Origin of the sequence: Streptomyces barringtoniae, assembly GCF_020819595.1 — a bacterium.
GTDB classification, from domain to species: Bacteria; Actinomycetota; Actinomycetes; order Streptomycetales; family Streptomycetaceae; genus Streptomyces; species Streptomyces barringtoniae.
This window is the reverse complement of sequence record NZ_JAJHNP010000005.1, coordinates 393413-406556: the sequence shown is the minus strand read 5'-3', so window position 1 is coordinate 406556 and position 13144 is coordinate 393413. Positions and strand designations below refer to the sequence as shown.

Annotated in this window: 11 protein-coding genes; 3 read left to right on the top strand and 8 right to left on the bottom strand. The window is 71.3% G+C overall.

All coding sequences use genetic code 11. From position 1 onward, the window contains the following. Position 1: 1 nt before the first annotated feature. On the top strand, positions 2 to 2350 hold the full coding sequence (locus tag LMU33_RS11180; RefSeq protein ID WP_228619635.1) for an ATP-binding cassette domain-containing protein: 2349 nt from the start codon (positions 2 to 4) through the stop codon (positions 2348 to 2350). A 232-nt stretch (positions 2351 to 2582) separates the two neighbouring features. Here the strand turns inward: LMU33_RS11180 and LMU33_RS11175 are convergent, their stop codons facing one another. From LMU33_RS11175 to LMU33_RS11155, 5 genes are all read right to left on the bottom strand, one after another. Next, complete coding sequence (locus tag LMU33_RS11175) at positions 2583 to 3392, bottom strand: lysophospholipid acyltransferase family protein (RefSeq protein WP_228619633.1); 810 nt, start codon at positions 3390 to 3392, stop codon at positions 2583 to 2585. After that, positions 3392 to 4162 carry a GNAT family N-acetyltransferase gene (locus tag LMU33_RS11170; RefSeq protein ID WP_228619632.1) on the bottom strand — a complete coding sequence of 257 codons (771 nt, stop codon included), beginning with the start codon at positions 4160 to 4162 and terminating at the stop codon, positions 3392 to 3394. The genes LMU33_RS11175 and LMU33_RS11170 overlap by 1 nt, the downstream gene beginning before the upstream one ends. 160 nt (positions 4163 to 4322) lie before the next feature. Beyond that, positions 4323 to 5558, bottom strand: a complete 1236-nt coding sequence (locus tag LMU33_RS11165) for a CynX/NimT family MFS transporter (RefSeq protein ID WP_228619630.1) — start codon at positions 5556 to 5558, stop codon at positions 4323 to 4325. 97 nt (positions 5559 to 5655) lie between these two features. Further along, a complete protein-coding gene (locus tag LMU33_RS11160; RefSeq protein ID WP_228619628.1) occupies positions 5656 to 6801 on the bottom strand; it encodes a hypothetical protein in 1146 nt (381 codons plus the stop codon). 124 nt (positions 6802 to 6925) lie between these two features. Next, positions 6926 to 7516, bottom strand: a complete 591-nt coding sequence (locus tag LMU33_RS11155; protein WP_228619626.1) for a cysteine hydrolase family protein — start codon at positions 7514 to 7516, stop codon at positions 6926 to 6928. 144 nt (positions 7517 to 7660) lie between these two features. Here LMU33_RS11155 and LMU33_RS11150 point away from each other — a divergent pair, with 144 nt between their 5' ends. Beyond that, on the top strand, positions 7661 to 8659 hold the full coding sequence (locus tag LMU33_RS11150; RefSeq protein ID WP_228619625.1) for a GlxA family transcriptional regulator: 999 nt from the start codon (positions 7661 to 7663) through the stop codon (positions 8657 to 8659). Between the two features lie 102 nt (positions 8660 to 8761). Here LMU33_RS11150 and LMU33_RS11145 read toward each other — a convergent pair whose 3' ends face one another. From LMU33_RS11145 to LMU33_RS11135, 3 genes are read right to left on the bottom strand one after another with little or no spacing between them, the layout of a single operon-like run. After that, positions 8762 to 9511, bottom strand: a complete 750-nt coding sequence (locus tag LMU33_RS11145) for a succinate dehydrogenase/fumarate reductase iron-sulfur subunit (RefSeq protein WP_228619623.1) — start codon at positions 9509 to 9511, stop codon at positions 8762 to 8764. Then, positions 9508 to 11457 (bottom strand): fumarate reductase/succinate dehydrogenase flavoprotein subunit, encoded by a 1950-nt coding sequence (locus LMU33_RS11140; protein ID WP_228619621.1) that lies wholly within the window; start codon positions 11455 to 11457, stop codon positions 9508 to 9510. The genes LMU33_RS11145 and LMU33_RS11140 overlap by 4 nt, the downstream gene beginning before the upstream one ends. 1 nt (position 11458) lies before the next feature. Continuing rightward, entirely contained in the window at positions 11459 to 12130 is a 672-nt protein-coding gene (locus LMU33_RS11135; RefSeq protein WP_228619770.1) for a succinate dehydrogenase, read from the bottom strand. Between the two features lie 119 nt (positions 12131 to 12249). Between LMU33_RS11135 and LMU33_RS11130 the strand changes: the two genes are divergently transcribed. Next, a complete protein-coding gene (locus tag LMU33_RS11130; RefSeq protein ID WP_228619619.1) occupies positions 12250 to 13134 on the top strand; it encodes a LysR family transcriptional regulator in 885 nt (294 codons plus the stop codon). The last annotated feature ends 10 nt before the right edge of the window (positions 13135 to 13144 follow it).

Below are 13144 nucleotides of genomic sequence, written 5' to 3'. Positions count from 1 at the left end.
CATGCACAGCCCCCACGAGCCGTACGATCCTTACGTCCGCGTCCGGGGCGCCCGTGAGCACAACCTCAAGGGCGTGGACGTCGACATCCCGCGGGACGTGCTGGCCGTGTTCACCGGTGTCTCCGGCTCGGGGAAGTCGTCCCTGGCGTTCGGCACGATCTACGCCGAGGCACAGCGGCGGTACTTCGAGTCGGTCGCGCCGTATGCGCGCAGGCTGATCCACCAGGTCGGGGCGCCCAAGGTCGGCGAGATCACCGGGCTGCCGCCCGCGGTCTCGCTGCAGCAGCGCCGCGCGGCCCCCACCTCGCGCTCCTCGGTGGGCACGGTCACCAATCTGTCCAACTCCCTGCGCATGCTGTTCTCCCGGGCCGGGGAGTATCCGCCGGGCGCGGAGCGGCTCGATTCGGACGCGTTCTCGCCCAACACGGCGGCCGGTGCCTGCCCGGCGTGCCACGGCCTCGGCCAAGTGCACGGCACCACCGAGGAGTTGCTGGTTCCGGATCCCTCGCTGTCCATCCGCGAGGGTGCCGTCGCCGCCTGGCCCGGCGCCTGGCAGGGCAAGAACCTGCGGGACATCCTCGACGCGCTCGGCCACGACGTGGACCGGCCCTGGCGCGAGCTGCCCGCGCAGGCGCGGGAGTGGATCCTGTTCACGGACGAGCAGCCGGTGGTCACCGTGCACCCCGTCCGGGACGCCGACCGCATCCAACGGCCCTACCAGGGCACGTACATGAGCGCCCGCCGGTATGTGCTCAAGACCTTCTCGGAGACCAAGTCGGCGTCGCTGCGGGCGAAGGCGGAACGATTCCTGACCAGCGCGCCCTGCCCGGTGTGCGGGGGCAGCCGGCTACGGCCGGAGGCGCTGGCGGTGACCTTCGGCGGCCGGACCATCGCCGAACTGGCCGCGCTGCCGCTGACCGACCTGGCCGCGGCTCTGGACGGCCCCGCCGACCGCACCGAGACCGCACGTGTCCTCACCGAGGACCTGACGTCCCGGATCGCGCCGGTGGTCGAACTGGGCCTCGGCTACCTCAGCCTCGACCGCTCCACCCCCACCCTGTCGGCGGGTGAGCTGCAACGGCTGCGGCTCGCCACACAGTTGCGCTCCGGGCTGTTCGGTGTGGTGTACGTCCTGGACGAGCCGTCCGCCGGACTGCACCCGGCGGACACCGAGGCCCTGCTGACCGTGCTGGACCGGCTGAAGACCGCGGGCAACTCGGTGTTCGTGGTGGAGCACCACCTGGAGGTGGTGCGCGGCGCCGACTGGCTGGTGGATGTGGGCCCCGGCGCGGGTGAGCACGGCGGACGCGTGCTGTACAGCGGGCCGCCGGCCGAGCTGGCGTCGGTCGAGGAGTCGGCGACGGCCGCGTTCCTCTTCGACGAGTCACCCGGCCCGGCGCGTGAAGTCCGCTCCCCGCGCGGCTGGTTGAAGGTGGGGCCGGTGACCCGGCACAACCTGCGCGCGGTGACGGCCGGGTTCCCGCTCGGCGCGTTCACCGCCGTCACCGGGCTCTCCGGTTCCGGGAAGTCCACGCTCATCGGCGAGCTGACGCAGGAGCTGGAGGGCGTGGACCGGCTGGTCCGGGTCGACCAGAAGCCGATCGGGCGCACCCCGCGCTCCAACCTGGCCACCTACACCGGCCTGTTCGACGTGGTGCGCAAGGTGTTCGCCGGCACCGAGGAGGCGCGGGCGCGCGGGTACGGCGTCGGCCGGTTCTCCTTCAACGTGGCCGGAGGGCGCTGCGAAACCTGTCAGGGCGAGGGGTTCGTCAGCGTCGAGCTGCTGTTCCTGCCGAGCACCTACGCGCCCTGCCCGGACTGCGGCGGCGCCCGCTACAACCCCGAGACCCTCGAAGTGACCTATCGGGAGCGGAACATCGCGGAGGTGCTGGATCTGACGGTCGAGGCCGCGGCGGCGTTCTTCGCCGACATTCCGGCCGTCGCCCGCAGCCTCGGCACGCTGCTCGACGTCGGCCTCGGCTATCTGCGGCTCGGGCAGCCGGCGACCGAGCTGTCCGGCGGTGAGGCACAGCGGATCAAGCTGGCGAGCGAACTGCAGCGCGGCCGGCGCGGCCACACCGTCTACCTGCTGGACGAGCCCACCACCGGGCTGCACCCGGCCGATGTGGAGGTGCTGATGGACCGGCTGCACGGGCTGGTCGACGCCGGGCACACGGTCGTGGTGGTCGAGCACGACATGACGGTGGTCGCGGGCGCCGACTGGGTCATCGACCTGGGCCCCGGCGGCGGCGACCGGGGCGGCCGGATCGTGGCGTCAGGTCCGCCGGAGCGGGTGGCGACGACGGCGGGCAGCGCCACGGCACCGTATCTGGCGCGGGTCGTGCCCTGAGCGGGGCCTCAACCGTCAGCTGCGCCGGTCGAGCCAGACACCCAGGACCGCCGCGAGGGCGCCGGGTGTTCCCGCGCCGTAGGCGACCACCGTGGACGCGCGGCATCCGCGGAGCCCGCACGGCCACGTGCGCTGGTTCGAAAGGGGCACCTTGCGGCGTCTGCTGAAGAAGGACACCGCACAAGACCAGGCGGAGCCCCCGACCGGTCACCTCGCGGGCACCGTTGCGGGGCTACGGCACCAACACGGCGTGCGTCCAGTCCGGTTCGCCCACGCGGCCGGGCTGTGCGGCCCCGGCGAGGGACTTGCGGGTGGTGTGGCGGCCGGCCGGGATGACCGGCAGTACGTCCACCTCGGCGACCAGGCCCCGGGTGCGGGCCACCCGCCACAGGGACGCGAGCAGGGTGTCCTCGCCGACGAACGCCGCCGCCGTGCTCGGCCCGCCGCCCTCCTGCCGGTAGCGCAGGCCGACCGGCTGCACGGGTACGCCGGCGTCGAGCGCGGCCTGGAAGACGGCCCTGCGGAAGCGGCCGTGGGCCCGCCCGCACCAGGTGCTGCCCTCGGGGAACGCGGCGACGGCCGCCCCCTCGCGCAGCGCCTCGGCGATCCGGGCGACCGTCTCGGGCAGGGCGCGGATCCGGTCCCGCTCGATGAACAGGGCCCCGCCGCGTGCCGCCAGCGGGCCCGCGACCGGCCACTGCCTGATCTCGGTCTTGGCGAGCATCCGGGCGGGGCGTACGGCGGTCAGCAGCGGGATGTCCAGCCACGAGACGTGGTTGGCCACCAGCAGCAGCCCGCCGGCCGGTGCGGTGCCCCCGGTGAAACGGACCGTGACCCCCATGGCCCGCACGATCGCCCGGCACCACCGCCTGACCCACTCGGCGGGGATCCTCCCGCCGAGCGGGGCCAGCGCGATCCCGGCCAGCACCAGAACCACGACCGCGGTCAGCCGCAGCACGGCCCGGGGTACGGCCGTGGCGGCCCGGGCCTGCTCCACACAGGCGCCCGGGGTGCAGGGCGCGCTGGGCAGCCAGACGCTCATCAGGCCGGCACGAGGGAGAGGAAGTGCCGCAGATAGCGCGGGTTGACCCGGCGCATCGACAGCAGCACGTACAGGTCGGCGACCCCGAAGTCCGGGTCGTGCGCGGGCTCGCCGCACACCCAGGCGCCCAGGCGCAGGTAGCCGCGCAGCAGGGCGGGCAGCTCGCTGTGCCCGGCCGGGGCCTCGGCGTTCGGGATCCACGGCAGCAGCGGCCGTACCCGGAACTCCTCGGGTGCCAGGTGCTTGGCGCGCACCCGCTCCCAGGTCGCCGTCGCGAGGGCGCCGCCGTCGGCGAGCGGCACCGAGCAGCAGCCCGCCAGCCACTCGTGCCCGCGGTCGACCATGTAGCGGGCTATCCCGGCCCAGATCAGGCCGATGACGGCGCCGTCGCGGTGGTCGGGGTGCACACAGGAGCGGCCGACCTCGACCAGACCGGGCCGGATCGGGTCGAGCGCGGCCAGTTCGAACTCGCTCTCCGAGTAGAGCCGGCCGGCGACCGAGGCCCGCTCCGGCGGCAGCAGCCGGTAGGTGCCGACGACCTGACCGGTGGCGGTGTCGCGCACGAGCAGGTGGTCGCAGTAGGCGTCGAAGGCGTCCACGTCCAGTCCGGGCTGCGGCGTGGTCAGCAGGGCCCCCATCTCACCGGCGAAGACGTCGTGCCGCAGCCGCTGGGCGGCCCGCACGTCGTCCTCGTCACGGGCGAGAGTGACGGTGTAGCGGGTCGGTGCCGCGGGCTGCGGGGGGCGGTCGAGGGTGGAAACGCCGGTCATGGCTCTCTCCTGGTCACGGGCCGGTTCGGCGACGGCGGCGAGCGGGTGCGTACGGCTCGTCGCTCCTGTTCTTCCGATGCCGGTTGGCCGGGGTGTGACAGCCGGCCGGAGAGCGGATGTGGGGATGCTGAACGCCGGGGGCGCGGTCGCCCGGCCATCGTCACGGGACCGCTTCGAGCTCGGGCAGTTCGTCGCTGGCGTCGGGTGTGCGGGTGGGGTGGACGAGCGCGGGGCGGCCGGCCAGCAGTCCGCAGACGGTCTCGGGCAGCACAAGGGCCAGCAGGACCAGCAGGGACGCCGTCCATCCGCCGGTGAGGCCGTGCAGGAGGCCGATGGTCAGCGGTCCCGCCGCGGCTACGAGGTAGCCGCCGGTCTGGGCCATGCCGGACAGCCGGGCCGCGATCTGCGGGGTCGGTGAGCGCAGGCTCAGCAGGGTGAAGGCGAGCGGGAAGGCACTGCCGGTGGCGAGTCCGAGCACGCAGATCCACAGCCATGCGGCGTGCGGTGCGAAGAGCATGCCGAGGAGGGCGACGGCCTTCGACGCGGCGACGGCGGTGACGAGCGGGCGCTGTGAGGTCAGCCGGGCGGCGACGACGGGGACGGCGAAGCCCAGCGGGACGCTGATGATCTGCAGGACGGAGACCATCAGCCCGGCCTCGGCGGGGGCGAACCCGTCGGCGTGCATGATCTCGGGGAGCCACGCCATGAGTGCGTAGAACATCAGGGACACCAGGCCGAGGAATCCGGCGACCGCCCAGGCGAGCGGCGAGCGCAGCAGTGAGCCCGTGTCGTCGGCCGGGGCCGTGCGGGGGGCGGGGTCGGGCCGGCCGCGTGCCGCGAGCGGGGTCCAGGCGAGTGCGGCCAGCAGGGACGGAAGCGCCCAGGCGGCCAGCGCGATGCGCCATCCGAGGGCGTGGGTCAGGGGGATGGCGAGGCCCGCGGCGATGGCTCCGCTGGATGCCATGAGCATCATGGCGAGGCCGGTCAGGGAGCCGACCCGGCCGGCGAAGTGGCGTTTGATGACGACGGGCATGAGGACGTTGCCGAAGGCGATTCCGGCGCCGGTCAGGACGGTGCCGGTGAACAGCAGCACCGTCGAGGGCAGGGCGCGCAGCAGGATTCCCGTGGTGAGCAGGATGAGCGCCGCGGTGATGGTGGTTTCGGCGCCGAGGCGCCGGGCCGTCGGCGGGGCGAGCGAGGCGAAGACGCCGAGGCACAGCACAGGCAGCGTGGTCAGGATGCTGACCTGGGTTCCGGTGAGCTGGAAGGCGTGCTGGAGCCGGCTCAGGACGGGTGAGATGCCGGTGATGGCGGCTCGTAGGTTCAGTGCGAGGAGTACCAGGCCGCAGAGTGCCCAGAGTCTGGCCGCGCGGTGGATGACGGATGAGTTCTTCACTGTTCCCCCTGGACATGCCCGAAGGCTTCCCCCTGGGCGGAGACGGTGTCCGCGTGCGGGGGAAGCCTTCGGTGTGTGGCACCGGGCCGGTGGGTGCTCAGACGAGGGCCGGGGTGGCCGCCGACCTGTTGTGGAACGGGCAGACGAGCTGGTTGGTCTGCCCCTTGGTGAGCGCGGCGGCACCGGAGGCGGTGGCGCCGCTGCCGAGGAGGCGCAGGATCTCGGTGGACAGGAGGTCCTGCCTGCCCTTGAGGGCGTCGGCGGTGGTCTGGTCGGCGGCGAAGACCATTTCGGCGGCGATGTTGTCCTGGACGATGCGCGCGAGGTTGTCCAGGGCGACGGCCACGGGGTCTGCGGGGGTCTGGGCGGTCATCAGGTCGATCAGATGCGAGCCGGCCATGTCCTGGTTCATGTAGTTCTTGATGATGATGCTGTTCTGGTTGAGCTCGTAGGTGGTCCACAGCGACAGCACCACCACGTACAGGCCGGACCAGGCGTCGTCGCCGACCTGCTTGCGCCAGCGCGTGAGAAGGTTGCCGACGCCCTGGATCTGCACCTTGGACGACCAGTACATGTTGGTGCGGATGCTCGGGTAGACCGCGCTCGAGAAGGCCTCGAAGGACTTCATGTCGAACTCGCGGGTGCGGATCGTGTCCGCGATGTAGTCGTGCGCGTGGTCGAGGATGAACGCGCAGGAGTCGTGCAGGTCGGCGGGAAGGCCGGCCTCCTCCAGCGTCGCGCGGGCGGCGTCGAGGGTGTTGGCGAAGGCCTGGAGCGGCATGGTCCAGCCGGTGTCCTTCGGCCCGGTGAAGGCGACCATGGCGAGGTCGTGCGGATCGATGTACTTCGCCTGCGACGCCGGGATGTTCTTCGGGTCCAGGTAGGGCGCGCAGATCGAGTAGATGCCGAGCGGGGTGTGGGCGATGGACTTGGCCAGCTCGAAGACCTCGTCCACGGGCCGGATCCGCTCCAGCACGGTGCCGTTGTCGACGAGGTGGTAGGTGCCGCCCACCATGTCGTTGTTGACGATGATGACGGGACCCAGGTGCTTGGTCAGGTTGGCGCGCAGGGTGTCGTAGTTGCCGCGCATGCCCGTGTCGACGGCACGGATGTTGTCACGAGCGGCGGTCTTCCGGTCGGCGTCCGTGCCGGCGCGCGCGGTGCCGGCCGTGGTCAGGTTGGTGAGAGCGGCGGCGGCACCGGCAGCGGCGGCGGCGCCGAGGACGGTTCTTCGGGTGGGCACTTTCGGTCTTCCCCCTCTGGAATGGCGCGCGATATCCCCATCTACGCGCGTTGTGTCCGGCACCTGTCCCCCGGGCACGGGGGACAAGCACCGTTCTCCGTAACGGAGTTCACATGGTCCGGCGTCAGCGGAGGGACGCGGCGGACGGTACGACGACGCCGTACAGGTCGGCGATCGTCGCCAGGGCGCTGTGGTGGAGCTGCTCCGCGGACACCTCGGCCACGTCCGTCCGCAGGGCACGGGTGGCAGTGGCGTCGGCCACCACCGTGGGCCGGTTGCCCCGCAGGAACGCCCCCTGGGCCGTGAACGCGATGCACATGTGCGTCATGAAGCCGGCCAGCACCACATCGGTGTTCCCGGCTGCGTCCACCAGTTCGCCCAGGTCGGTGCCGTGGAAGGCGTTGGGCGCCTGCTTCGTGACGACCGGCTCACCGGCGACCGGCACGACCTTCTTGTGGATCCGGCCCACCTCGGCGTCCAGGTCGTACGGGCTGCCCTGCCCGCCGTCGTGCTGGACGTGAATGACCTTGGCGCCCGCCGCTCGGGCCTGCTCCAGCAGCTCGGCCGCCCGGTCCAGGGCGGGCTCCCAGCCCTCCAGCTCCATGACGCCCTGGGTGTACGTGTTCTGGATGTCGATCAGGATCAGCGTCGAGTTCGCGAGCGACGCCGGGGCCTGGTCGAGGGCGCTGAGGTCGCGCAGGGTCTTCGAAGGCACAACTATCCCTTCTTACAAAGGCACATCGGAAGTTTCTGGCCATCTGTGGTGGCCGAGTAGACGCTACGATCCGGCACAGTTGGCGGCAATGTCGTACTACTTGCAGAAAATGACGTGCTGCCCGGACGTCCGCGGGGGAACCGAATGAGCCTGATCCGAAGATTCATCGTCATCGTGCTGTTCGAGGGCGTCGACCTGCTCGACGTCACCGGGCCGCCCGAGGTCTTCGCGCTGCTGCGCCGCGAGCTGGACGGTGACACCGGCTACCACGTCGTCCTGGCGGCCGAGACCCTGGCACCCGTCACCACGGCGGCCGGGGTACGCGTCCTGCCCGACATGACCTTCGACGAGGCGGCCACTCGTCGCATCGACACCCTGATGGTCCCGGGCTCCGTCGAGGTCGACGACCGGCGTCAGGTGCACGCCCTGGTGGACCCTGCCGTGGTGGTCCGGGTGAAGGAACTCGCCGGCCGGTCGCGGCGTATCGCCTCCGTCTGTGTCGGTGCGCATCTCCTCGCCGCCGCCGGCCTGCTGGACGGCAAGCGGGCCACCACCCACTGGTCGACCGCGCAGCAGCTCGCCGCGGATCATCCGTCGGTCGAGGTGGACGCCGACCCGATCTTCATCCGGCAGGGCAACGTCTGGACCGGCGCCGGGCTGACGGCCTGCCTCGACCTGTCCCTCGCCCTGGTCGCCGAGGACTTCGGCGAGCCCGCGGCCATGCGCGTCGCCCGTCAGCTCGTGATGTACCTCAAACGCCCCAGCGGGCAGAGTCAGTTCAGCGTGCCCATCGAAGCCGGCTCCACCTCCCGCCGCATGGACGACCTGCGCCTGCACATCGCCCGGAACATCGCGGGATCGCTCTCCGTCACCGATCTCGCCGCCCACGCCAGCATCGGCGAACGACAGCTCAACCGGCTGTTCCGCGACGAGCTCGGCACCACACCGGGTGCCTACGTCGAGTCCGCCCGCCTGGAGGCGGCGCGCAACCGGCTGGAGACGACGGACGACACCCTTGACCGCGTGGCGGCACTCTGCGGCTTCAACACCATCGACACCCTGATACGCGCCTTCCGCCGCCGCCTGGACACCACCCCGACCGAGTACCGGAACCGGTTCCGCCGCCCGGAGACCGCCCGCTGAGCGAGAAAGTGATCCGCCGGGGAAAACCAGACAGGGCCGGGAGAGCACCGTCCCGACCCCGCCCGCCCGCCGCTTCGGCGAACGTCCGTTCCCCCGACGGTGCTACCTCTTCCCCGCCTTCCGGGTGGCCCTCAGCCACTCCTTGTTCATGTTCGTGATCGACACCAGCGGGATGCCCTTCGGGCAGGCGGTGGCGCACTCCCCCGTCAGCGTGCAGCCGCCGAAGCCCTCGGCGTCCATCTGCGCCACCATGTCCAGCACCCGGGTCTCCCGCTCGGGCGCGCCCTGGGGCAGCACGTTGAGGTGGTTGACCTTGGCGGAGGTGAACAGCATCGCCGCGCCGTTGGGACACGCGGCCACACACGCACCGCAGCCGATGCACTCCGCGTGCTCGAAGGCGAAGTCCGCGTCGGCCTTCGGCACCGGTGTGGCATGCGCCTCCGGCGCGGACCCGGTGGGCGCGGTGACGTAGCCGCCGGCCTGGATGATCCGGTCGAACGCGGACCGGTCCACCACCAGGTCCTTGATCACGGGGAAGGCCGCCGCCCGCCACGGCTCGATGTCGATCGTGTCGCCGTCCTCGAAGGACCGCATGTGCAGCTGGCAGGTGGTGGTGCGCTCCGGCCCGTGTGCGTCGCCGTTGATCACGAGGGAGCACGCACCGCAGATGCCCTCGCGGCAGTCGTGATCGAAGGCGACCGGCTCCTCACCGGCCAGGATGAGCTGCTCGTTGAGGACGTCCAGCATCTCCAGGAAGGACATGTCGGACGAGATGCCGTCCACCTCGTATGTGGACATGGCACCTTCTGCGTCGGCGTTCTTCTGGCGCCAGACGCGCAGGGTGAGCTTCATGCGTAGCTCCGCTGGGTGGGGTGGACGTACTCGAAGACCAGGTCTTCCTTGTGCAGGACGGGTGCCGCACCGGTGCCGGTGAACTCCCAGGCCGCCGCGTAGCCGAACGCGTCGTCCCGGCGGGCGGCTTCGCCGTCCGGGGTCTGGGACTCCTCGCGGAAGTGGCCGCCGCACGACTCGTCGCGGTGCAGCGCGTCGAGGCACATCAGCTCGGCGAGCTCCAGGTAGTCGACGATCCGGTTGGCCTTCTCCAGCGACTGGTTGAACTCCTCGCCGGTGCCGGGCACCTTGATGCGCCGCCAGAACTCCTCGCGGATCTGCGGGATCCGCTCCAGGGCCTTGCGCAGCCCGGCGTCGGTGCGGGCCATGCCGCAGAACTCCCACATCAGTTCGCCCACTTCGCGGTGGAAGGAGTCGGGGGTGCGGTCGCCGTCGACGGACAGCAGCCGGTTCAGCCGGTCCTCCGTCTCGGCCAACGCCTCCCGGACCACCGGGTGTTCGGCGGTGACGGGGTCCTGGTGGGGGTTGCGGGCCAGGTAGTCGTTGATGGTGGCCGGGAGCACGAAGTAGCCGTCGGCCAGGCCCTGCATCAGCGCGGAGGCGCCGAGCCGGTTGGCGCCGTGGTCGGAGAAGTTGGCCTCGCCGATCGCGAACAGGCCCGGGACGGTGGTCTGCAGGTCGTAGTCGACCCACAGGCCGCCCATCGTGTAGTGCACGGCCGGGTAGATGCGCATCGGCACCTCGTACGGATCCTCGTCGGTGATCCGCTGGTACATGTCGAAGAGGTTGCCGTACCTGGCCTCGACGGCCCCCCGGCCCATCCGCCGGATCGCGTCGGCGAAGTCCAGGTAGACGCCCTGGCCGCCGGGCCCCACTCCCCTGCCCTCGTCGCAGACGTTCTTCGCGGCGCGGGAGGCGATGTCACGCGGGACCAGGTTGCCGAACGACGGGTAGATGCGCTCCAGGTAGTAGTCGCGCTCGTCCTCGGGGATCCGGTTCGGCGGGCGGGTGTCGCCCTTGGCCCTGGGCACCCAGATCCGGCCGTCGTTGCGCAGCGACTCGCTCATCAGGGTCAGCTTGGACTGGTGGTCGCCGGTGCGCGGGATGCACGTCGGGTGGATCTGCGTGAAACAGGGGTTGGCGAAGTACGCGCCACGCCGGTGCGCCCGCCAGATCGCGGTCGCGTTGGAGTTCATGGCGTTGGTCGACAGGTAGAAGACGTTTCCGTAACCGCCGCTGGCCAGTACGACGGCGTCGGCGAAGTACGTGTCGACCTTGCCGGTGACCAGATCCCGGGCCACGATGCCGCGGGCCCGGCCGTCGATCACGATCAGGTCCAGCATCTCGGTGCGCGGGTGCATCTCCACGTTGCCCGCGGCGATCTGCCTGCTCAGGGCCTGGTAGGCGCCCAGCAGCAGCTGCTGGCCCGTCTGCCCGCGGGCGTAGAAGGTGCGGGAGACCTGGACGCCGCCGAAGGAGCGGGTGTCGAGCAGGCCGCCGTACTCACGGGCGAAGGGCACGCCCTGGGCCACGCACTGGTCGATGATCTCCACCGAGATCTGTGCGAGCCGGTGGACGTTGGACTCGCGGGCCCGGAAGTCGCCGCCCTTGACGGTGTCGTAGAACAGCCGGTGGATCGAGTCGCCGTCGTTGCGGTAGTTCTTCGCCGCGTTGATGCCTCCTTGGGCGGCGATGGAGTGGGCGCGGCGCGGGGAGTCCTGGTAGCAGAACTGGACGACGTGGTAGCCCTGTTCGGCCAGGGTGGCGCCCGCCGAGCCGCCGGCGAGGCCGGTGCCGACGACGATGACGGTGTGCTTGCGCCGGTTGGCGGGGTTGACCAGCTTGGCCTCGAAGCGGCGCTTGTCCCAGCGCTCGTTGATCGGGCCGGACGGGGCCTTGGAGTCGGTGACCGGCTCGCCCGTCGCGTAGTTCACGTATTCGGTCATGTCAGCTCACCACTCCGGTCATGACGCCCACGGGTACGGCGATGAAGCCCGCCGTGAGCAGCAGCGCGAGGACGTTGGCGATGGTCTTCAGGGCGCGGTCGCGGGCGCGGCTGCCGACGCCGAGGGTCTGTGCGGCGCTCCAGAAGCCGTGCCGGATGTGCAGGCCGAGCGCGAGCATCGCGACGATGTAGATGACGTCGCCGTACCAGGTGGAGAAGGTGTCGACCACGTTCTGGTACGGGTGGCCCTCCTGGAAGCCGCCGGAGTGCACGGTGCCGGTGCTCAGGTCCAGGAGGTGCCAGACGAGGAACAGGCCGAGGATGATCCCGCCCCAGCGCATGGTGCGCGTGGCGTAGCTGGCCCGGGGCCTGCTGTGGACGTACTTGCTGGGCCGCGCCTTGATGTCGCGGCGGCTGAGCTGGTACGCGGAGGTGGCGTGGGCGACCACGGCGACGATCAGGACGACCCGGATGAGCCAGAGCGTCCACTCGTAGTGCATGAAGGGTTCGCCGACGGTGCGCAGCCAGTGGGCGTAGTGGTTGAACTCGCCCGCCCCGAAGTAGATCTTCAGGTTGCCGATCATGTGCGCGACCAGGTAGAGCAGCATGATCAGGCCGCTGACGGCCATCACGGTCTTCTTGCCGACGGTGGAGTCCCACATCGTGCGCGCCATGGACGGCCGTCGGTCCGTCCGCGTTGCCAGAGCCATGGCCAGAACGCTAGGGCCGATGGTCCCGATCAGTCCAAGACATGGTCCAGCTCGTTTCCATAGGCGGTGGCTATCCTTGCAGGATGCAGTTCCAGCAGCTCCAGTACTTCGTGGCCGTCGCCGAGACCCGGCACTTCACCCGCGCCGCCGAGCTGGTGCACGTCGCCCAGCCGTCGCTGTCGCAGCAGATCAAGGCGCTGGAGCGGGAGCTGGGCGCGGATCTGTTCCTGCGCGCCCGGGGCAACATCACGCTCACCGACGCCGGTGAGTCGCTGCTGCCGCTGGCCCGGCGGATCCTGGCCGACGCGGACACGGCCCGGTACGAGGTGCAGGAGCTGGTGCAGCTGCGCCGGGGCCGGGTGCGGCTGGGAGCGACCCCGAGTCTGTGCACGGGCCTGCTGCCGGACGTGCTGCGCGCCTTCCACGACCGCTACCCCGGCATCCAGCTGTTGATCGAGGAGGGCGGCTCGCACGACCTGGTGCGGGAGCTGGCGCGCGGCGCCCTTGATCTTGCGCTGGTCGTCCTGCCGCTGCCGACGCCGGCGCCCGCGCTGTCGACGGTGGAGCTGCTGCGGGAGGAGTTGGTGGTGGTGTCCTCACCCGAGGCGCGGGCTCCCGGGCGGGGCGGGCGGGTCGTGCACATCGCCGATCTGGAGGGCGAGCGGCTGGTGATGTTCCGGCACGGGTACGACCTGCGGGAGCTGACCGTGGCGGCATGTCGCTCCGCCGGGTTCGAGCCCGAGTTCGCCGTCGAGGGCGGTGAGATGGATGCGGTGCTGGGGTTCGTCCGGGCGGGGCTGGGGATCGCCGTGGTGCCGCGGATGGTGGCCACGCGGTCCGGGCAGGGGCTCAGGGTGACCCCGCTGGCCCGGCCCGGGCTGCAGCGGACCATCGCGTTGGCGCACCGCAGTGACGTGGCTCCGCCGCGGGCCGCGCGGGAGCTGCAGCGGATGCTTCTCGAGCGGTGACGGTTACAGC

Coding starts and splice junctions, on each gene's coding strand:
- LMU33_RS11145 (WP_228619623.1), bottom strand. CDS start 9,511: ATGAAGCTCACCCTGCGCGTCTGGCGCCAGAAGAACGCCGACGCAGAA.
- LMU33_RS11150 (WP_228619625.1), top strand. CDS start 7,661: ATGAGCCTGATCCGAAGATTCATCGTCATCGTGCTGTTCGAGGGCGTC.
- LMU33_RS11130 (WP_228619619.1), top strand. CDS start 12,250: ATGCAGTTCCAGCAGCTCCAGTACTTCGTGGCCGTCGCCGAGACCCGG.
- LMU33_RS11170 (WP_228619632.1), bottom strand. CDS start 4,162: ATGACCGGCGTTTCCACCCTCGACCGCCCCCCGCAGCCCGCGGCACCG.
- LMU33_RS11180 (WP_228619635.1), top strand. CDS start 2: ATGCACAGCCCCCACGAGCCGTACGATCCTTACGTCCGCGTCCGGGGC.
- LMU33_RS11175 (WP_228619633.1), bottom strand. CDS start 3,392: ATGAGCGTCTGGCTGCCCAGCGCGCCCTGCACCCCGGGCGCCTGTGTG.
- LMU33_RS11140 (WP_228619621.1), bottom strand. CDS start 11,457: ATGACCGAATACGTGAACTACGCGACGGGCGAGCCGGTCACCGACTCC.
- LMU33_RS11135 (WP_228619770.1), bottom strand. CDS start 12,130: ATGGCGCGCACGATGTGGGACTCCACCGTCGGCAAGAAGACCGTGATG.